This window comes from Streptomyces sp. ERV7 (assembly GCF_001653515.1).
In the GTDB taxonomy this organism is placed as follows: domain Bacteria; phylum Actinomycetota; class Actinomycetes; order Streptomycetales; family Streptomycetaceae; genus Streptomyces.
Window position 1 is genome coordinate 1,023,474 of sequence record NZ_LYOY01000051.1, and the last position, 17,740, is coordinate 1,041,213.

General features: G+C 74.4%; 17 protein-coding genes and 1 pseudogene. 11 read left to right on the forward strand and 7 right to left on the reverse strand.

The features are described from left to right. The first annotated feature begins 181 nt into the window (after positions 1–181). From A8W25_RS27465 to A8W25_RS27480, 4 genes are read left to right on the forward strand one after another with little or no spacing between them, the layout of a single operon-like run. Positions 182–1,015 carry a M55 family metallopeptidase gene (locus tag A8W25_RS27465; protein WP_067166256.1) on the forward strand — a complete coding sequence of 278 codons (834 nt, stop codon included), beginning with the start codon at positions 182–184 and terminating at the stop codon, positions 1,013–1,015. Beyond that, positions 1,008–2,333: a M20/M25/M40 family metallo-hydrolase gene (locus tag A8W25_RS27470; RefSeq protein ID WP_067166258.1), complete on the forward strand. Its 1,326-nt coding sequence runs from the start codon at positions 1,008–1,010 to the stop codon at positions 2,331–2,333. Before A8W25_RS27465 ends, A8W25_RS27470 begins: the two co-directional genes overlap by 8 nt. Before the next feature lie 15 nt (positions 2,334–2,348). Further along, on the forward strand, positions 2,349–4,370 hold the full coding sequence (locus tag A8W25_RS27475) for a prolyl oligopeptidase family serine peptidase (protein ID WP_067166260.1): 2,022 nt from the start codon (positions 2,349–2,351) through the stop codon (positions 4,368–4,370). Further along, complete coding sequence (locus A8W25_RS27480) at positions 4,367–5,314, forward strand: S66 peptidase family protein (protein ID WP_067166261.1); 948 nt, start codon at positions 4,367–4,369, stop codon at positions 5,312–5,314. Before A8W25_RS27475 ends, A8W25_RS27480 begins: the two co-directional genes overlap by 4 nt. Before the next feature lie 76 nt (positions 5,315–5,390). Here A8W25_RS27480 and A8W25_RS27485 read toward each other — a convergent pair whose 3' ends face one another. Both A8W25_RS27485 and A8W25_RS27490 read right to left on the reverse strand, forming a co-directional pair. Next, positions 5,391–6,482: an adenosine deaminase gene (locus tag A8W25_RS27485; protein ID WP_067166263.1), complete on the reverse strand. Its 1,092-nt coding sequence runs from the start codon at positions 6,480–6,482 to the stop codon at positions 5,391–5,393. Positions 6,483–6,514: 32 nt separating this feature from the next. Continuing rightward, positions 6,515–7,255: a GntR family transcriptional regulator gene (locus A8W25_RS27490; RefSeq protein ID WP_067166265.1), complete on the reverse strand. Its 741-nt coding sequence runs from the start codon at positions 7,253–7,255 to the stop codon at positions 6,515–6,517. A 217-nt stretch (positions 7,256–7,472) separates the two neighbouring features. On the opposite strand from A8W25_RS27490, the gene A8W25_RS27495 reads away from it, so the two are divergent. Together A8W25_RS27495 and A8W25_RS27500 are read left to right on the forward strand one after the other, a co-directional pair. Further along, complete coding sequence (locus A8W25_RS27495) at positions 7,473–7,721, forward strand: lipopolysaccharide assembly protein LapA domain-containing protein (RefSeq protein WP_067166266.1); 249 nt, start codon at positions 7,473–7,475, stop codon at positions 7,719–7,721. Between the two features lie 104 nt (positions 7,722–7,825). Then, the gene (locus tag A8W25_RS27500) at positions 7,826–8,263 is read left to right on the forward strand and encodes a YdeI/OmpD-associated family protein (RefSeq protein WP_067166268.1); all 438 of its coding nucleotides are present in this window, start codon (positions 7,826–7,828) and stop codon (positions 8,261–8,263) included. 155 nt (positions 8,264–8,418) lie between these two features. Here the strand turns inward: A8W25_RS27500 and A8W25_RS27505 are convergent, their stop codons facing one another. Together A8W25_RS27505 and A8W25_RS27510 are read right to left on the reverse strand one after the other, a co-directional pair. Beyond that, positions 8,419–8,766 (reverse strand): VOC family protein, encoded by a 348-nt coding sequence (locus A8W25_RS27505; RefSeq protein WP_067166271.1) that lies wholly within the window; start codon positions 8,764–8,766, stop codon positions 8,419–8,421. Positions 8,767–8,790: 24 nt separating this feature from the next. Beyond that, positions 8,791–9,600, reverse strand: a complete 810-nt coding sequence (locus tag A8W25_RS27510) for a methyltransferase domain-containing protein (protein ID WP_067166274.1) — start codon at positions 9,598–9,600, stop codon at positions 8,791–8,793. A 241-nt stretch (positions 9,601–9,841) separates the two neighbouring features. Here A8W25_RS27510 and A8W25_RS27515 point away from each other — a divergent pair, with 241 nt between their 5' ends. Then, positions 9,842–10,600: an MBL fold metallo-hydrolase gene (locus tag A8W25_RS27515; RefSeq protein WP_067166277.1), complete on the forward strand. Its 759-nt coding sequence runs from the start codon at positions 9,842–9,844 to the stop codon at positions 10,598–10,600. 63 nt (positions 10,601–10,663) lie between these two features. On the opposite strand, the pseudogene A8W25_RS27520 reads toward A8W25_RS27515, so the two are convergent. Then, positions 10,664–12,266, reverse strand: a pseudogene (locus A8W25_RS27520) (bifunctional phosphatase PAP2/diacylglycerol kinase family protein). Positions 12,267–12,340: 74 nt separating this feature from the next. Here A8W25_RS27520 and A8W25_RS27525 point away from each other — a divergent pair. Continuing rightward, on the forward strand, positions 12,341–12,931 hold the full coding sequence (locus A8W25_RS27525) for a TIGR03086 family metal-binding protein (protein WP_067166280.1): 591 nt from the start codon (positions 12,341–12,343) through the stop codon (positions 12,929–12,931). Positions 12,932–12,938: 7 nt separating this feature from the next. On the opposite strand, the gene A8W25_RS27530 is transcribed toward A8W25_RS27525, so the two are convergent. Beyond that, on the reverse strand, positions 12,939–13,415 hold the full coding sequence (locus A8W25_RS27530; RefSeq protein WP_067166283.1) for a CBS domain-containing protein: 477 nt from the start codon (positions 13,413–13,415) through the stop codon (positions 12,939–12,941). Between the two features lie 245 nt (positions 13,416–13,660). On the opposite strand from A8W25_RS27530, the gene A8W25_RS27535 reads away from it, so the two are divergent. Beyond that, positions 13,661–14,494: an RNA polymerase sigma factor SigF gene (locus tag A8W25_RS27535; protein WP_067166285.1), complete on the forward strand. Its 834-nt coding sequence runs from the start codon at positions 13,661–13,663 to the stop codon at positions 14,492–14,494. Here A8W25_RS27535 and A8W25_RS27540 read toward each other — a convergent pair. Then, on the reverse strand, positions 14,406–15,608 hold the full coding sequence (locus tag A8W25_RS27540) for a PAS domain-containing protein (protein ID WP_067166288.1): 1,203 nt from the start codon (positions 15,606–15,608) through the stop codon (positions 14,406–14,408). The genes A8W25_RS27535 and A8W25_RS27540 overlap by 89 nt on opposite strands. A 71-nt stretch (positions 15,609–15,679) precedes the next feature. Between A8W25_RS27540 and A8W25_RS27545 the strand changes: the two genes are divergently transcribed. Both A8W25_RS27545 and A8W25_RS27550 read left to right on the forward strand, forming a co-directional pair. Then, positions 15,680–16,387: an ANTAR domain-containing response regulator gene (locus A8W25_RS27545; protein WP_067166290.1), complete on the forward strand. Its 708-nt coding sequence runs from the start codon at positions 15,680–15,682 to the stop codon at positions 16,385–16,387. A gap of 128 nt (positions 16,388–16,515) precedes the next feature. After that, on the forward strand, positions 16,516–17,730 hold the full coding sequence (locus tag A8W25_RS27550) for an aminotransferase class I/II-fold pyridoxal phosphate-dependent enzyme (RefSeq protein ID WP_067166293.1): 1,215 nt from the start codon (positions 16,516–16,518) through the stop codon (positions 17,728–17,730). Positions 17,731–17,740: the final 10 nt, after the last annotated feature.

Here is a 17,740-nt window from a genome sequence, read left to right on the forward strand (position 1 = left end):
CTCTGAACCGACGCTCCGGACACCACTTCGCGAAGCGCCGAGAGGCCGGGTCGCCCGGGGAAATCCCATCCCCGGGCGACCCGCCCGATCGCCTGGACCACCGGGCCGACTACGGGCCCTGCCCCAGGTGCGGCGGTGCGGCCTCTGGCCGGCATATTCGGCGGCCGGTAGCGTCGTACGCATGAAGATCCTCATCAGCGCCGACATGGAGGGCGCCACCGGTGTCACCTGGCCCGCCGACGTGCTGCCGGGCACCCCGCAGTGGGAGCGCTGCCGCGCCCTTTTCACCTCGGATGTGAACGCGGCGGCGCTGGGTTTCTTCGACGGCGGCGCCGACGAGGTCCTCATCAACGAGGCGCACTGGTCCATGCGCAATCTGCTGCTCGAACGGCTGGACGAGCGCGTGGAGATGCTCACCGGCCGGCACAAGTCGCTGTCCATGGTCGAGGGTGTGCAGCACGGCGACGTGGACGGCATCGCCTTCGTCGGGTACCACACGGGCGCGGGCACCGAAGGCGTGCTGGCCCACACCTATCTCGCCAACTCCATCACGGGCGTCTGGCTGAACGGGACCAGGGCGAGCGAGGGCCTGCTCAACGCACACGTGGTCGCGGAGTACGGGGTGCCGGTGGTCCTGGTCACCGGCGACGACCTGACCTGTGCGGACGCCGAGGGGTATGCGCCGGGTGCGCACAAGGTGGCGGTCAAGGACCACGTCTCGCGGTACGCGGCGGTGTGCCGCACCCCCTCGCGCACGGCAGCCGACATCAGGGCGGCCGCCAAGGAGGCAGCGGGCCTGGCGGGGCGTCACGATCCGGTGCGGGGCGGGCCGTTCACCGTGGAGCTCGAATTCGACGCGGAGCACCTGACGATGGCCGCAACGGTGGTCCCGGGCACCGAACGGACGGGGGAGCGCCGCGTGGCCTACACCAGCGAGACCATGTACGACGGCATCCGCACGTTCAAGGCGGTCACCACGATCGTCTCGTCCGCGGTGGAGGAGCAGTATGGCTGAGCACATCGACGGGCGGGCGCTGGACGAGGTGGTGGCCTTCACCTCGGAGCTCATCCGGATCGACACCACCAACCGCGGCGGCGGGGACTGCCGCGAGCGCCCCGCCGCCGAGTACGTGGCGGAGCGGCTCGCCGCCACCGGTCTGGAGCCCACCCTCCTGGAGCGGACGCCGGGGCGCACCAACGTCGTGGCGCGCATCGAGGGCACCGACCGCTCCGCCGACGCCCTGCTGGTCCACGGCCACCTCGACGTGGTGCCCGCCGAGGCCGCCGACTGGAGCGTGCCCCCCTTCTCCGGGGAGGTCCGCGACGGCGTGGTGTGGGGGCGGGGCGCCGTGGACATGAAGAACATGGACGCGATGGTCCTCACGGTCGTCCGGGCCTGGGCACGCGCGGGAATCCGCCCCCGCCGCGACATCGTCATCGCGTACACCGCGGACGAGGAGGCCACCGCGATCGACGGCGCCGGCTTCCTCGTCAGTCGCCACCCCGAGCTGTTCGAGGGGTGCACCGAAGGCATCAGCGAATCCGGTGCGTTCACCTTCCACGGGGGCTCCGGCATGGAGCTCTACCCGATCGCGGCGGGCGAGCGCGGCACCGGCTGGCTGAAGCTCACCGCGCAGGGCCGCGCCGGCCACGGCTCCAGGGTGAACCGGGCCAACGCGGTCAGCCGGCTGGCCGCCGCGATCGCCCGGATCGGGGAGCACGAGTGGCCGGTCCGGCTCACCGAGACGGTCCGGGCGGCCCTGGCCGAGCTGGCCGGGCTGTACGGGATCCGCGCCGACCCGGCCGCCGCCGACTTCGACGTCGACGAGTTCCTCGGCAAGCTGGGCCCGGCCGCCGCCCTGGTGGAGGCGACCGTGCGCAACAGCGCCAACCCGACGATGCTGTCGGCCGGTTACAAGGTCAATGTGATCCCGGGGAGCGCCACCGCGTATGTGGACGGGCGGATCCTGCCCGGCGCCGGCGAGGAGTTCCGCGACACGCTCGACCGGCTCACCGGCCCGGACGTCGACTGGGAGTTCTACCAGAACGAGGTCGCCCTCCAGGCCCCGGTCGACTCCCCGACGTTCGCCAAACTGCGGGCCGCCGTCGAGCGGTTCGCCCCCGAGGGGCATGTCGTGCCCTACTGCATGTCCGGTGGTACCGATGCCAAGCAGTTCTCCCGGCTCGGCATCACCGGCTACGGCTTCTCGCCGCTGAAACTACCGCCCGGCTTCGACTACCAGGCCCTGTTCCACGGCGTCGACGAACGGGTCCCGGTGGACGCGCTCCACTTCGGCGTGCGCGTCCTCGATCACTATCTGCGTTCCGCGTAGGGGGAGTTGGAAGACATGATGCCCATCGGGCCTTACGGAACCTGGCCGTCGCCCATCGACGCCGAGCTCGCCGCCGGCCGTGACGGGTCGCCCGACTTCGTCGGCGTCGTCGGCGAGGAGGTGTGGTGGACCGAGCCGCGCCCCACCGAGGGCGGCCGCCGCGCCCTGGTCCGGCGCCGGGCGGACGGCGCCACCCAGTCCCTGCTGCCGCCTCCGTGGAACGTACGCACCAGGGTCATCGAGTACGGCGGCAAGCCCTGGGCCGCCGTGGAGCGCGGCGCCCGGGGCCCACTCGTGGTCTTCGCGCACTTCCCCGACCAGCGGCTGTACGGGTACGAGCCGGACGGCGCGGGCGAGCCGCGGCCGCTCACCCCGCTCTCGGCGGTCGGCGAGGGGCTGCGCTGGGCCGACCCGGTCCTCGTACCCGAGCGGGGCGAAGTCTGGTGTGTCCTTGAGGAGTTCACCGGGGACGCGCCCACCGACGTCCGCCGGGTGCTCGCGGCCGTGCCGCTGGACGGGTCGGCCGCCGAGGACCGCTCCCGGGTGCGCGAGCTCTCCGACGGGCGGCACCGCTTCGTCACCGGCCCCCGGATCTCCCCGGACGGCTCCCGCGCGGCCCACCTCGCCTGGGACCACCCGAACATGCCGTGGGACGGCACCGAGCTGATCCTCGCGGACATCGGCGACGACGGGGTCCTCGAAGGGGCGCGGCCGGTCGCGGGCGGGCCCGGCGAGTCCGTCGCGCAGGTGGAATGGGCGCCCGACGGCGGGCTGCTGTTCTCCTCCGACCGCACCGGCTGGTGGAACCTGTACCGGGCGGACCCGGCGCCGGCGGTCTCGCCCTCCTCCCACCCGGCCGACCGCGAGGGCGCCGCGGTGGCGCTCTGTCCGCGCGAGGAGGAGTTCGGCGGACCGCTCTGGCAGATCGGCCGCCGCTGGTTCCACCCGCTGGACAACGGCCTGATCGCCGTGGTCCACGGCAGGGGCTCGACCGCGCTCGGCATCCTCGACCCGGAGAGCGGCGAGGTGGTGGACGCGGCCGGGCCCTGGACCGCCTGGCAGAGCACGCTCGCGGTGCACGGCAGCAGGGTCGTCGGCGTCGCCGCGAGCCCGCGCACCGCGCCCGAAGTCGTCGAGCTGGACACCCGGTCGGGCCGCACCCGGGTCGTCGGGCGCGCCCACGACGACCCGGTGGACCCCGCGTACTACCCGGAACCGCAGATCCGCACCTTCACCGGGCCGGGCGGCCGCGACATCCACGCCCTGGTCTACCCGCCGCACCACCCCGGCCGGGTGGCGCCCGCCGACGAGCTGGCGCCGTATGTGATCTGGGCGCACGGCGGCCCCACCGGCCAGGTCCCCCTCGTCCTCGACCTGGAGATCGCCTACTTCACCTCCCGCGGCATCGGGGTGGCCGAGGTCAACTACGGCGGCTCCACGGGCTACGGACGGGAGTACCGCGACCGCCTGCGCGAGCAGTGGGGCGTCGTCGACGTCGAGGACTGCGCGGCCGTGGCCAGGGCGCTCGCCGACGAGGGCACCGCCGATCCCCGGCGGCTCGCCATCCGGGGCGGCAGCGCGGGCGGCTGGACCTCGGCGGCCTCGCTCGCCACCACCGACGTCTACGCCTGCGGCACCGTCATCTACCCGGTCCTCGACCTCACCGACTGGTCGTCGGACGAGGGCACCCACGACTTCGAGTCGCAGTACATGGAGTCCCTCATCGGCCCCCGCGCCGACCTCCCCGGCCGGTACGCGCAGCGCTCGCCGATCACCCACGCGGAGCGGATCACCGTGCCGTTCCTGCTGCTCCAGGGGCTCGACGACGTGATCTGCAGGCCCGTACAGTGCGAACGGTTCCTGGCCAGGACGGCGGGGCGCGGCATACCGCACGCGTACATCGCCTTCGAAGGCGAGGGACACGGCTTCCGCCGGGCGGACACCATGATCCGCGCCCTGGAGGCCGAACTCTCCCTGTACGCCCAGACGTTCGGCATCGACCGGCCCGACGTCCCCCTGCTGGAGCTGAACAAGTGACCTCGCCGCACCACGCCCCCGCCGCACTCACCCGGCCCGCCCGACTGCGGCCCGGCGCCCGGGTGGCGGTGGTCGCCCCCAGCGGGCCGGTGGTGGGGGAGCGGCTCGACGCGGGTCTTGACATCCTGCGCGGCTGGGATCTGGACCCGGTGGTGATGCCCCACGTCCGCGACCGGCACCCGGAGTTCGGCTATCTCGCGGGCGGCGACGAGGCGCGGGCGCGCGACCTCCAGGAGGCGTGGTGCGACCCGTCGGTCGACGCGGTGCTCTGCGCACGGGGCGGGTACGGCGCCCAGCGCATGGTGGACCTGGTCGACTGGAACGCGATGCGCGCCGCCGGGCCCAAGGTGTTCGTCGGCTACAGCGACGCGACCGTGCTCCACGAGGCGTTCGCGGCGCGCCTGGGGCTCTCCACCCTGTACGGGCCGATGGTGTCGGCCGAGACGTTCCTCAAGGACGACCCGACCCAGCGCTCGCTGCACACCACGCTCTTCGCACCCGAGGCGGCCCTCAGCCTCGGCCCGGCGAGCGCCCGCCCGATGGTGCCCGGCCGGGCCCGGGGGGTGACGGTGGGCGGCTGCCTCGCCCTGCTCGGCGCGGGCGTCGGCACCCCGCACACCAGGACCTCGGTGCGCGGCGGACTGCTGCTCCTTGAGGACGTCGGCGAGGAGGGCTACCGGATCGACCGCATCCTCACCCAGCTGCTGCGCGCGGGGTGGCTGGACGGGGTCGCCGGGGTGGCGCTCGGCTCCTGGGAGGGGTGCGGACCGTACGAGAAGCTGCGGGCCGTGCTGTACGACCGGCTCGCCCCGCTCGGGGTGCCGGGGGTCGAGCACTTCGGCTTCGGCCACTGCGCCCCCTCGCCCACCATGCCGCTCGGGGTGCCCGCGGTGCTCGACGCCGACGCGGGCACGCTCACTCTGGAGGTGCCCGCGCTGGCGTAGGCCGTACGCCGAAGGAGGGGGAGGCGTACGACGGGCAGGTGCGCGCCGGACGGGGCGCGCACCGGGCATTCGTCCGCTACAGGGCCGCGTAGCCCGGGCGGATCAGCTCGTCGATGATGCGGCGGCGCTCCGGCAGCGGCAGGAACGCGGCCTCCACGGCGGCGACGGTGAACTGCTCGAACACCTCGGGCCCGTAGCCGAAGGCGTCCGCCATGTGCTGGAACTCCTCGCTCATGGTGGTGCCGGAGACCAGCCGGTTGTCGGTGTTCAGGGTGACCCGGAAGCCGAGGCGGCGCAGCAGGTCGATCGGGTGCGAGGCGTAGTCCTTGGCCGCGCCCGTCTGGAGGTTGGAGGTCGGGCAGACCTCCAGGGCGATGCCGTTGTCGCGCAGGTAGGAGGCGAGGTGGCCGAGGTCGGCCGTGCCGTCCTCGTGCACCGTGATGTCGTCGGTGATCCGCACACCGTGGCCGACGCGCTCGGCGCCGCAGATCTGCACGGCCTCGTGGATCGACTCGGCGCCGACGGCCTCGCCCGCGTGGATGGTGAAGTGGCAGTTCGACCGCTTCAGGTGCTGGAAGGCCGGGAGGTGACGGGCCGGCGGGTTGCCGATCTCGCCGCCCGCGATGTCGAAGCCGGCCACCCCGCGGTCGCGGTGGGCGACGGTCAGCTCGGCGATCTCCAGGGAGCGGTCGGTGTGGCGCATCCCGGTGAGCAGGGCGCGCACGGTGATCCGGCCGCCGGTGCGGCGCTCGCCCTCACGGAAGCCCGCGTTCACCGCGTCGACGACCTCGTCGAGGGTGAGCCCGCGCTCCAGGTGCTGCTCGGGCGCGTACCGCACCTCCGCGTAGACGACCCCGTCCGCCGCCAGGTCCTCGGCGCACTCCGCCGCGATGCGCTCCAGCGCCTCGCGGGTCTGCATCACCGCGCAGGTGTGGGCGAAGGTCTCCAGGTAGCGCTCCAGCGAGCCGGAGTCGGCCGCGTCGCGGAACCAGACCGCGAGCTCGGCCGGGTCCTCGGTCGGCAGGCCGTCGTAGCCGCAGGCGCGGGCCAGCTCGACGATCGTGGCGGGGCGCAGACCACCGTCGAGGTGGTCGTGGAGGACGGCCTTGGGCGCGCGGCGTATCCAGTCGGCGACGGGCTGGGCGGCGAGGTTGTCAGACAAGTGCATGACCGGGGAGTGTACAGCCTCGGTCGCGGGCCCTAGCCGTTCTGCAGGACGGGGAGGGCCGGGGCCCCGCTGGGCAGCATGTGCTTGGCGGCGAGGACGGGGGTGCCCGCGACCCGTACGACCTGGGTGACCAGGACGGCGGGGGTGTCGGCCGGGCGGTCCAGCTGCTCGCCCCGGCGGCGCCCGAGCAGGGTCGCGGTCACCCCGCTGTGCGCGGTCAGCGGCACACCCCGGGAGGCGTCCGCGAGCACCGCGAGCATCGAGCGGGCGGGCTCCTCGGCCAGGGCGGCGGCGAACGCCGGGTGCAGCTGTTCGAGCACGTCCCGGGGCGCGGCCCACTCATGGCAGAGCGCCACCGCCAGCGCCTCGCCGACCAGCACCGACTCCCAGAACCGCAGCTCCGCACCGGCGCTGGGCAGCAGATGCTGGGTGGTGAAGTCGGTCGGCTCCTCGACGCTGCGCAGCAGGGCGCGCACCCGCACCGGACCGCCCGCGCCGAGCAGGTCCTCCAGCGGCTGGAGTTGCTCGAAGCCGCGCCGGGGCGGCCGGTCGTTCACGGTCCGCCCCACGCCCCGGCGCACCGAGAGCAGCCCGTCCTCCTGGAGGAGCAGCAGCGCCTCGCGCAGCGCCGGACGGCTCACCCCCAGCTCGCCCGCGAGCCGGGGCTCCGAGGGCAGGGTGGAGCCCGGCGGATAGGTGCCGTCGTGGATCGCGTCGGCGATCCGCTCGTACAGGGCGACGACCGGCCTGCGCTGCTGTCCGCTGACTGCCATGGCGCAAGCATGGCCCGGGCCTCACTTGTCTGACAAGGCGGGTCCACCAGGTGTCGGACGCCTCGAAGCACCGGACAGGCCCGCTCACCCGTACGGACCGTTCCAGGGCCCCTTCCCGTACGAGATCAGCTCATCCTGTACGGAAGGGGTGCCACCACCCACAGAACCACCCCAGACCGAGCACTCCAGACCAAGCACCCCAGAAAGGGCCGGGTCAATGAGCCCCAAGGACGCGTCGGGCGGGACGAAGGGCGGCACCGGGTTCGGGGGCGCCCTCACACCGTCGCGGGTCGCGGTCATCACGATCGCGGTCCTCGCCCTGGTCTTCATCTTCGAGAACACCCGCCAGGTCAAGATCCGGCTGCTGATCCCCGAGGTCTCCATGCCGCTCTATCTGGCGCTGCTCGCGGTGTTCGTGGTCGGGGTGATCTGCGGCGGCTACTTCATCCGCCGGCGGGGCAGGTGAGCGGGAGCGGGGCGGGGCCGACGGGAACGGGACAAATGATCGAGAACTCTCGGTATATCGTGGCCGGTTGAGACGCCACACCGGCACGGACGAGGAGTGCGAGCATGAAGTTCAAGGCCGAGGTCATCCCGTCCGGGAACGCGCTGGGCGTCGAGGTGCCGCAGGACGTCATCGACGAGCTCGGGCAGGGCAAGCGGCCCCCGGTGGTGGTCGCGATCAACGGCCACTCCTGGCGCACCAGGGTCGCCGCGATGCGCGGCCAGATCCTCATCGGCATCAGTGCGGCCAACCGCGAGGCGAGCGGGGTCGACCTGGGCGAGGAGATCGAGGTCGACCTCCGGCTCGACGACGAGCCGCGCGTGGTGGAGGCGCCGGACGACCTCGCGGCCGTGCTCGACGCGGACCCCGCGCTGCGCGGGGCGTACGAGCGGATGGCCTTCAGCCTCAAGCGCAAGCAGGTGGGGGAGATCGAGAGCGCCAAGAGCCCCGAGACGCGGCAGCGGCGCATCGACAAGCTGGTCGAGTCGCTCCGGGGCAAGTGACCCCGGCCTCCCGCCCCCGAACGGGTTCGAGGTGGCGGATCTGCGGGAGGGGGCGGAGATCCTGGACGAGGTGTGGGCCCGGCTCACCGATGAGCCGCTGCCCGACCGGTACGCCTATCGGATGCGGCCGCCGTCGTCCCCCTAGGGGGCGCGGGCTACCCTCCCTGGTCCACGTACTCGAACACCGACCCGTCCGGATGTACCGCGATCAGATTGCGGCCCCCCGGGGTGGCGACCGGGCCCACCAGGACGCGGGCGCCCACCCCGGTGAGGGCGCGGTAGGCGTCGTCGACGTCCTTGACGGCGATCGTGGCCGACACCTTGCGCAGGATCTCCAGCTCCGACTCCGCACCGCTCATCAGCAGGAAGCAGCCGACCGCGGCGACCGACACCCCGCCGCGTTCGGAGCGCAGGGCTTTGCTTCCGGTGAGGCGTTCGTAGAAGACCACCGAGGTCTCCAGATCGTCGACGCAGATGCGCAGGGTGGCTCCGAGGATCTCCATATGAATGAGCCTAGTTGGTGACGGTCACACGCGGCAGAGGATCTCGCCGTGGGGGACCATGAACCACGCGTCCTCGTCGGCCGCCCACTCCCGCCACCCCTCGGCGATCGCCGCGAGGCCCGCCTCGGTGGTGTGTCCGCCGTCCACCGCCAGGTGTGCGTACGAGGACGCCACCGTGCGCTCCGCCCACAGCCCGCTCCACCAGGCGCGCTCGTCGGGCGTGGCGAAACACCAGGTGGAAGCGGTGGAGTTGACGTCGGTGAACCCGGCCGCGCGCGCCCAGGACCGCAGCCGCCGCCCGGCGTCCGGCTCGCCGCCGTTGGCCCGGGCGACCCGGTGGTAGAGGTCCAGCCAGGTGTCCAGGGCCGGGACTTCGGGGAACCAGGTGAAGGCGCCGTAGTCGCTGTCGCGCACCGCCACCAGACCACCCGGCCGGGTGACCCGGCGCATCTCGCGCAGCGCCTGGACGGGGTCGCCCACGTGCTGCAGCACCTGGTGCGCGTGGACGACGTCGAAGGAGTCGTCGGGGTGGTCCAGGGCGTGGACGTCCGCGACCGCGAACGCCATGTTGGACTGCCCGCGCTCCTTCGCGTACGCGCGCGCCTGTTCGACGATGCCGGGTGCCGCGTCGACGGCGGTGACATGGCCGTCGGGGACCAGTGCGGCCAGGTCGGCGGAGATGGTGCCGGGCCCGCAGCCGATGTCCAGGACCCTTGCGTCGGGCCCGAGTTCGCCGATCAGGTACCCGGCGGAGTTGGCCGCGGTGCGCCAGCTGTGCGAGCGCAGTACGGAGGCGTGATGGCCGTGGGTGTAGACGGCGGTCTCCTTCGGCATGACCGGCTCCCTCTCTCGACTCTCTCGGGTGTTCCCGACGTTCGGTCGGTTCGGCCACCGTACGCCGCCATGTCGCATGGTGAGACCTGTGTTTCGGCATGTGGACAGCGCGGGCGGGTCCGCCGGGCGCGCTCCGGGGCAGCCGCGCGCCGCCCAGTCGGCACTACCGCCGAGGTGGAACAAGTCGTAGCGTCGGGTGCGTTACCCCTGCCGAGCAAGGAAGATCACTTGGGAGGGCACCATGGGTGAGGTAGCGATCCGGTACGTGGGCGGGCCGACCGCCGTCGTGGACATCTGCGGATTCCGGCTGGTCACCGACCCGACCTTCGACGCCCCCGGCGACTATCCGATCGGCGACCGCAAGCTGGTGAAGACGGCGGGCCCGGCGGTCGAGGCCGACGAGACCGGGGCCGTGGACGCGGTGCTGCTCTCGCACGACCAGCACCCCGACAACCTGGACGAGTCCGGCCGCGCCTATCTGGCCCGGGTTCCGCTCGTCCTGTCCACGGCCGCCGCGCGTGGCAGACTCGGCGACGCCGTCACGGCGCTGCCCAACTGGGAGACGTACGAGCTCGGTGAGCGGCTGCGGATCACCGGTGTGCCCGCGCTGCACGGGCCCGCGGGCGCCGAGGCGCTGACCGGCGAGGTCACCGGCTTCGTCCTGCACGGCGACGCGGTGCCGACCGTCTATGTGAGCGGTGACAACGCCTCGCTGGACCACGTCCGCGCGGTCGCCGAGCGCTTCGGCCCGGTCGACGTGGCCGTGCTCTTCGCCGGAGCCGCGCGCACCCCGCTCTTCGACGGCGCCCCGCTGACCCTGACCAGCGAGGCCGCGGCCGAGGCCGCCCAGATCCTGGGCGCCCGCCATGTGGTGCCGCTCCACTTCGAGCACTGGGGCCACTTCAGCGAGGGCGCGGACACGCTGACCGAGGCGTTCGCCGCCGCCGGGCTCGGCGAGCGGCTGCGGCTGCTGAAGCCGGGGGCGACGTTCACGGACTAGTACGGGAACGGCTGCCGGTACGGGAACGGCCGGGCGTCCGCCGCCGGGCGCCCGGCCCTCGGGTCAGGCGCGTACCGGCGGCCGGTACACCGTCAGCGCCTCGGGCAGCTTGTCGACCGTCAACTCGCCCTCTATGTGGGCGACTTCACCGTCGTACGCCACCGGAGTGCGCGGGGCGAGCGCGCCGATGCGCAGCCGGCGCAGCCGCCGGGCCGCGTGGACGGGGGAGCGGCTGAGCGGCCCGGCGAGCGCGGCCGCGAGCAGCCGGAGGCCGGGCAGCCGGCCGCCGTGCACCACACGGACGTCGAGCAGCCCGTCGGCCAGGTCGTAGCGGTGGGCCGGGGCCGGGCCGAGGCGCTGGTAGATGCAGTTGCCCGCGAACAGCAGCCACAGCGCGTGCGCCTTGCCGTGCAGCTCGGCCTCCAGCGGGCGCTCGCCGCCCAGCACCTCGTAGGCCGCGAGCACTCCGGCCGGCCAGCCGCCGATCCTCGGCGACCAGCGCTCGCGCAGCCGCACCAGCTCCGGATAGACACCGAGGCTGAAGGTGTTGACGAAGTACCCGGCGTCCGTGCCGTCCGGACCCGGCCTGAACCGGCCGAGGTCCACCTTGACCGCGTCGCCCGAGGCCAGTGCGCGGGCGGTGTCCTGGACCTCCTCGATGCCCAGGTCGTACGCGAAGTGGTTGAGGGTGCCGCCGGGGAACACCGCGAGCGGCACGCCGTGTCGGGCGGACGCCACCGCCGCCCGGTTGACCGTGCCGTCGCCGCCGCACACCCCGAGCGCCCGGCCGCGCCGGGCCGCCTTGTCGAGCGCCGCCGTCAGGTCCTCGGGGGCGCATTCGACCACCTCGGCCAGCGGCAGCGCGTCGCGCACCGCCGAGGCCTTCGCGGCGGCCGTGCCGGAGGCCTCGTTGACCACGACCACCAGGTGCTCGCCGCCGGGCAGCGCGGGCGCGTCCGCGTACGGCCGCCCGGGCGCGGGGAGCTGGCGCCGGGTGGGGACCAGGCCCCGTACCGCGAACGCCGCGCCGACACCGAGGGCCGCGCCCACCAGGACGTCACCCGGATAGTGCACTCCCGTGTACACCCGGGAGGCGGCCACCGAGAAGGCGACCGGCGCCACCACCGCGCCCCAGCCCAGTGACTCCAGGGCCACCCCGGTCGCGAAGGCCGCCGCCGAGGCGGAGTGCCCGGACGGGAAGGACGTGGTGATCGGCTGGCTCTTCAACTGCCGTACCAGCGGCCACCCCGGTCGCGAAGGCCGCCGCCGAGGCGGAGTGCCCGGACGGGAAGGACGTGGTGATCGGCTGGCTCTTCAACTGCCGTACCAGCGGCACCAGTTCCAGTATCGGCCGGGGCCTGCGCACCGACCGCTTGACCACCGTGTTGACGGTCGCCGAGGCGAGCGCGAGCGAGGCCACCCCGCGCAGCGCCGCCCGACGCGCCCGGGGCGAGCGGGTGGCCGCCATCGCGGCGGCGGCGCCGAACCACAGCAGCCCGTGGTCGGCGGCCCGGCTCAGCCGCGGCAGCACGGCGCGGGCCCCGGGCCAGTTCCGGTCGGCGGCCACCTGGAACAGCGCGCGGTCATGGGCGCTGAGCCGGCGGGGCAGGGTGCTCGTCGGGAGCGGCCGGGTGGAGGAGACGGGCGGCAGGGACGGAAAAGACATGGCCCATGGGTACCCGCGCCCGGTCAGCGCAATCCGTGCTTGAGCCGTACGCCCCGGTCGGACAGAGTGGTCCCATGGCTTCCCCAGCGTCCTCGGACCACGCCCGTCTCCTCGGCCTCCATCGCGAGGCCGTCGCCCTCTTCGGCTCCCGCGTCCACGCCGTCCGGCCCGACCAGTGGGACCTGCCCACACCGTGCGCCGAGTGGAGCGTGCGGGACCTCGTCAACCATCTGGCCGTCGAGCAGCTGTGGGTTGCGCCGCTGGTCGCCGAGGGCCGCACCATCGCCGACGTCGGGGACGCCTTCGACGGCGATGTCCTCGGCGCCGGGCCGGTGGGCGTCTGGGACACGGCCGTGGCCGCCGCGGTGGCCGCGTTCGCCGAGCCGGGCGCGCTCGACGGCACGGTCCACCTCTCGTACGGCAAGACGCCCGCCGCCGCGTACTGCTCGCAGATGGTGGCGGACGCCGTGGTGCACTCCTGGGACCTGTCCCGGGCGATCGGCGCGGACGAGCGGCTGCCGGACGCCCTGGTCGAGGCGGCGGCGCGGGAGTTCGGCGGGTACGCCGACCAGCTGCCTCCGAGCATGTTCGACGCGCCCGTCGAGGTGCCTGACGGGGCCGACGCCCAGACACGGCTCCTCGCGATGCTGGGCCGCTCCGTCTGACGGCGGGTCAGAACGCCTGGGAGGGCCCCGGCCGGTCGCCCCGGCCGCCCTGCCGGGGCACCCCGCAGCCGCGCGGAGCCGACCGGCCGGGGTCCGCCGGAGCCGGGCGCGGCTCCTGGTGGGCGGCGACGTCGCGAAGGCTCACCAGACCCAGCGGCCGCCCGCCCTCGACCACCGGCAGCCGCCGCACCGCGTGCCGCCGCATCAGCCGCAGCGCCGTCGCCAGCTCGTCGTCGGGCCCCACGCACACCGGTGAACGGGTGCACACGGACTGGACGCTGACCGTCAGCGGGTCGGCGCCGTCCGCCACCGCGCGCACCGCGATGTCCCGGTCGGTGAGCACCCCGATCAGCCGGTCGCCCCGGGCGACCAGCACGTCCCCGACGTCCTGGGCACGCATCAGCTGGGCCGCTTCGACCAGTGAGGCATCGGGCCGCACGGCCGTGACACCCGCCGTCATGACTTCACGGACGTACCGTGCCATCGCTGTCCGCCTCTTCTCCGTCTCGGGTCGGTTCCGCCGCAGTACCCCGCCCCGCGCCGACCATGCCCGGACCCGGGGCGTTTGGAGCGGATGACCCCGGGCAGGCGCTCATCGTGCTTCGGACCGGAGGCACGTCCGTGGGAGCGGCTGTCCGCTCCGGGCGTGCCCGAGCTCCGGCCGGGCCCCGGCGCAGCCCTTCCCAGCGGTGACCACCATCCGATTCCACCGTTCAGGGAGCTGTCCGCATGCGTACGTACGCACCCGCCACAGCGAAGCACCCGCACGACGACGCACCCGACACCGCCGCCGCGTTCACCCGCCTGGCCGCCCTGCCCCCCGGGCCCGAGCGGCACGCGCTGCGCCAGGAGCTGGTCAGGGCATGGCTGCCGATGGCCGAGCGGCTGGCCGGCCGGTTCCGCAACCGGGGCGAGGCCCTCGACGACCTGCGCCAGGTCGCCGCCCTCGGCCTCGTCAAGGCCGTCGACCGGTACGACCCGGAGCGCGGCGCCGCCTTCGAGAGCTTCGCGGTGCCGACGATCACCGGCGAGCTCAAGCGCCACTTCCGCGACCACATGTGGACCCTCCATGTGCCGCGCCGGGTCCAGGACCTGCGCGGCCGGGTCCGCGCCGCCCGCCAGGAGCTGATGCAGACCGCGGGCACCCGCAACCCCTCGACGGCGGACATCGCCGCCCACACCGGGATGACCGAGGACGAGGTCAAGGCCGGTCTCGAAGCCCTCGACAGCTTCTCCGCGCTCTCCCTCGACGCCGAACTGCCGGGCGCCGAGGACGGATACACCCTCAGTGACTCCCTGGGCGCGCCGGACCCGGCGCTCGACGTCGTCGTCGACCGCGAGTCCGTCAAACCGGGCCTTCGCCGCCTCCCGCCGAGGGAGCAGCAGATCCTCTACATGCGCTTCTTCCGCGACATGACGCAGAGCAGGATCGCCGAGGACCTGGGCATCTCCCAGATGCACGTCTCCCGGCTGATCAGTCGCTGCTGCACTCGGCTGCGGGATCAGGCCCTGCGGGAGCAGGCTCCGGCCGCTCGCCGTCCGGTGGAGCGGGACGCCGCATAGCCAGCGCCACATGACGGGACATCACGTCCATCGCCTGCGCCTCGGCCATGGAGAACGGCCGGGCCGACCCCGTGCGGAAGAGGGTGAGTACTCCCTGTACGGGGCCGGGCGCGCCGAGCGGCACGCACAGCAGGGACGTCACGTCCGCGCGGGCCAGCACCGGCGCGCCCGAGGGGTCGTGCCCGAACCCGTCGGAGTCCTCGGGCCGCACCTGGAGCGAGGTGGCCCCGGCCCGGGCGGCCTCGGCCACCAGCGGGGCGCGGGCCGGGTCCTGCCCGGCGACCGCGCGGCGCAGCCCGGTGTCCTCCTCGGCGGCCGGCCCCAGCACGGCGACGCGCCGCAGCCCGCCCTCCACCACATCGGCTATCACCCACTGGGCGAACCGCCCGCACAGCACCCGGGCGGCCGTTCCGAGCACCTCGGCGCGGTCGCCCGGCGGCAGCCGCAGCAGCGCCCCCGCCATCGTGTCCACCAGGTCCATCAGCCGGGCGTGCCGCGTCGACTCGGCGAGGTCGGGCACCTCGGGCGGCGGGGCGGCGGCCGAGGCGGCCCGGGATATCCCCGGCTGGAAGACCACCAGGACGGCCGGGTGCGGCTCGTCCGGCGGCCGCAGCGCGGTCAGCGTGGCGAGCAGCGGCTCCTCGGGGCGCTGCTGAAGGCGTACGGTCAGCCCCCGGTCGCCCTCGCCGCGGGCCACCGCCGCCGCCTGGGAGCGGAACGCGGCACGGTCGCCCGGCATCAGCAGGGAGGCCAGCGGCCGTCCGGTCGCGTATCCGGCGCGGGCCCCGGTGAGACCGGTGGCCGCGAAGTTCAGCCTGCGCACCACGGTCTCGCGGTCGACGAGGACCACCGGCAGCGGCAGCCGCTGGAACAGCGCCTTCAGCAGCAGCCGCTCCAGCCGGTCGCCCGGTGAGCCGGCCGCGCCCGCGGCGTCGGCGACGAACTGCTCGTACCGGGGCCACAACTGGTCGGCCACGTGCTGGAGTTCGAAGAGCGCGGCGTCGAGGACCGTCAGCTGCTCCCCGGCGTCCTGCGAGCGCGCGGTGCGCAGCTCGCCGACCCGTCTGACGAAATCCGCCAGTTCGTCGCCGAAATCGTCCGCCGTCTGCGTCATAGCAGCAAGTTAGCCGCTCGCACCGTTTCCCGGACCAAGGGCGGGGAAGGTGCGGGTCAGGAGGTTTTCCCATGCTCTCCGAGCCGGAACGTCAACGACCGCAGTCCGTCTCGCCCGTGGGCCGGCTCTCCCGGCTCGCCGAGCAGTCGGTGCGCTGCGCGCCCGCCTCCTGCGGCGCCGTCGCGACCATCGCCGACAGCGGGCCCGAGCGCCGGTTCGCGGCCACGCACCCCGACCTCGCGCCGCTGGCCGGCGTCCAGCTGGACTGCGGCGAGGGGCCCATCCCGACCGCGCTGGACGTCGGCGCCCCGGTGGACACCGAGGACCTGCTGACGGAGCGCCGCTGGCCCGGGTACCGGGCCCTGGCACTGGAGTCGGGCGTACGGTCCAGTGTCACCCTTCCGTTCCGCCGCTCCGGCATCGAAGTCACCCTCAGTCTCTACAGTTTCCGCCCCGGCTCGCTCGACGACGCCGTGTGCGGCCCGGTGCGCATCCTCGGCGAGGAGACCACCGCGGGCCTCGTCCGCGACCGCCGCTACCGCGCGGCCCTGGCCGAGGTGGAGCAACTGGAGACGGCGCTGCGCTCCCGCCCGGTGATCGACCAGGCCAGCGGCATCGTGATGCATGTGCTCGGCTGTGGCGTCGAGGAGGCCTTCGCCGTGCTGCGCACCGTCTCGCAGCACGCCAACCGCAAGCTGTCGGAGGTCGCCGAGGGCGTGGTCCGCACCAAGGGCCGCGGCCTGGAGGACGAGCTCGCCGCCCTCACCCGCCCCACTTGACCGCCGCCCGCCCGGGACCGGTCCGGTACGTCCGCGCGGGCATACGGAGCGGCGCCGCCGAGCAAACCTCCGTATAAAGGGCTCAAGGGCCCGAAACGGCGGACCGCGGGGTGCGAAGGAGGCGGCGCATGCACGGGACGGTGGCGGAAGGCCGTGGACCCGTCCGCTACGGACCGCCCGCACCCGGCACCGGGCTGCCCGTCCTGCCCGAGCTGGCCGGGGTCCTGGCGGGCGCCGCCGGGCGCACCGGCCCCGAACCGCCCGGTGGCGGACCCGAACTGCGCACGGCCGCCTGCGGCTACTGGCGGCGCCGCGGACTGCGCGGCGAGCCCGACCTGGTGGCGGCCGCGCCCGGCGCCCAGCCGCTCCTGTTCGCCCTGCTCGCCTCGTACGGGGGCGACGTCCTGCTGCCCCGTCCCTGCCCGGCCTGGTGGACCCCGCAGGCCCGGCTGCTCGGGCGGCCCGCCTACCACGTGCCGACCCCGGCGGAGTGCGGCGGCGTCCCCGACCCGTTCGCCCTCCTGGAGACCGTGCGCCGGGTGCGCACCGAGGGCGGGGTGCCCCGGCTCCTGGTGCTCTCCGTCGCCGACGACCCGACCGCGACGGTCGCGCCGCCCGAGACCGTACGGGAGGCCTGCGAGGCGGCCGTGGGGGAGGGGCTGCACATCATCAGCGACGAGACCTGGCGCGACACCCTGCACCGCCCGCACGACACGGTCCTGTTCAGCCCCGCCGAGATGTGCCCCGAGGACGTCACCGTCCTGTCCGACCTGTCCGGCGCGCTCACCCCCGCCGGGTGGCCCGCGGCCGTCGCCCGCTTCCCGGCCACCGAGCGCGGCGCCCAGCGCCGGGCCCGCACCCTCGACGTCCTCACCGCGCTCGGCTCGGTCGTGGCGGGCCCGGTCGCGGAGGCCGCCGCCTACGCCCTGGGCGAGCCGGACCCCGTGGCGGTACGGATGCGCCGGGCCGCCGCCCTGCACGGCGCCCTCGCCACCGAGGCCCACCGCGCGCTCCTCGCCGCCGGGGCCTTCGCCCGGCCCCCGCAGGCGGGCCGCCACCTCTACGCCGACCTCGGCCCGCTCCGCAACCGGCTGGCCGCCCGCGGGGTCACCGACTCGATGGAGCTGGAGGAGTGTCTGACCGGCCGGCTCGGCGCCCCGGCCCCCGGCGGCCACCGCTTCGGCGACGAACTCGGCGCGCTGCGCGCCCGGCTCGCCACGGGGCCGCTGCTCGGGGCGACCGAGGAGGAGTGCGCGCGGACGCTGGACGCGGCGCACCCGCTGGAACTGCCGCATGTACGGCGGGCGCTGGCCGCGTTCCGGGAGGCGCTCGACGGGCTGTGACCCGTGGCCG

What these genes read in the sequence shown, in the direction of transcription:
- A8W25_RS27465 (WP_067166256.1), top strand. Translation starts at nt 182, where the DNA reads ATGAAGATCCTCATCAGCGCCGACATGGAGGGCGCCACCGGTGTCACC.
- A8W25_RS27470 (WP_067166258.1), top strand. Translation starts at nt 1,008, where the DNA reads ATGGCTGAGCACATCGACGGGCGGGCGCTGGACGAGGTGGTGGCCTTC.
- A8W25_RS27475 (WP_067166260.1), top strand. Translation starts at nt 2,349, where the DNA reads ATGATGCCCATCGGGCCTTACGGAACCTGGCCGTCGCCCATCGACGCC.
- A8W25_RS27485 (WP_067166263.1), bottom strand. Translation starts at nt 6,482, where the DNA reads ATGCACTTGTCTGACAACCTCGCCGCCCAGCCCGTCGCCGACTGGATA.
- A8W25_RS27490 (WP_067166265.1), bottom strand. Translation starts at nt 7,255, where the DNA reads ATGGCAGTCAGCGGACAGCAGCGCAGGCCGGTCGTCGCCCTGTACGAG.
- A8W25_RS27495 (WP_067166266.1), top strand. Translation starts at nt 7,473, where the DNA reads ATGAGCCCCAAGGACGCGTCGGGCGGGACGAAGGGCGGCACCGGGTTC.
- A8W25_RS27500 (WP_067166268.1), top strand. Translation starts at nt 7,826, where the DNA reads ATGAAGTTCAAGGCCGAGGTCATCCCGTCCGGGAACGCGCTGGGCGTC.
- A8W25_RS27505 (WP_067166271.1), bottom strand. Translation starts at nt 8,766, where the DNA reads ATGGAGATCCTCGGAGCCACCCTGCGCATCTGCGTCGACGATCTGGAG.
- A8W25_RS27510 (WP_067166274.1), bottom strand. Translation starts at nt 9,600, where the DNA reads ATGCCGAAGGAGACCGCCGTCTACACCCACGGCCATCACGCCTCCGTA.
- A8W25_RS27515 (WP_067166277.1), top strand. Translation starts at nt 9,842, where the DNA reads ATGGGTGAGGTAGCGATCCGGTACGTGGGCGGGCCGACCGCCGTCGTG.
- A8W25_RS27525 (WP_067166280.1), top strand. Translation starts at nt 12,341, where the DNA reads ATGGCTTCCCCAGCGTCCTCGGACCACGCCCGTCTCCTCGGCCTCCAT.
- A8W25_RS27530 (WP_067166283.1), bottom strand. Translation starts at nt 13,415, where the DNA reads ATGGCACGGTACGTCCGTGAAGTCATGACGGCGGGTGTCACGGCCGTG.
- A8W25_RS27535 (WP_067166285.1), top strand. Translation starts at nt 13,661, where the DNA reads ATGCGTACGTACGCACCCGCCACAGCGAAGCACCCGCACGACGACGCA.
- A8W25_RS27540 (WP_067166288.1), bottom strand. Translation starts at nt 15,608, where the DNA reads ATGACGCAGACGGCGGACGATTTCGGCGACGAACTGGCGGATTTCGTC.
- A8W25_RS27545 (WP_067166290.1), top strand. Translation starts at nt 15,680, where the DNA reads ATGCTCTCCGAGCCGGAACGTCAACGACCGCAGTCCGTCTCGCCCGTG.
- A8W25_RS27550 (WP_067166293.1), top strand. Translation starts at nt 16,516, where the DNA reads ATGCACGGGACGGTGGCGGAAGGCCGTGGACCCGTCCGCTACGGACCG.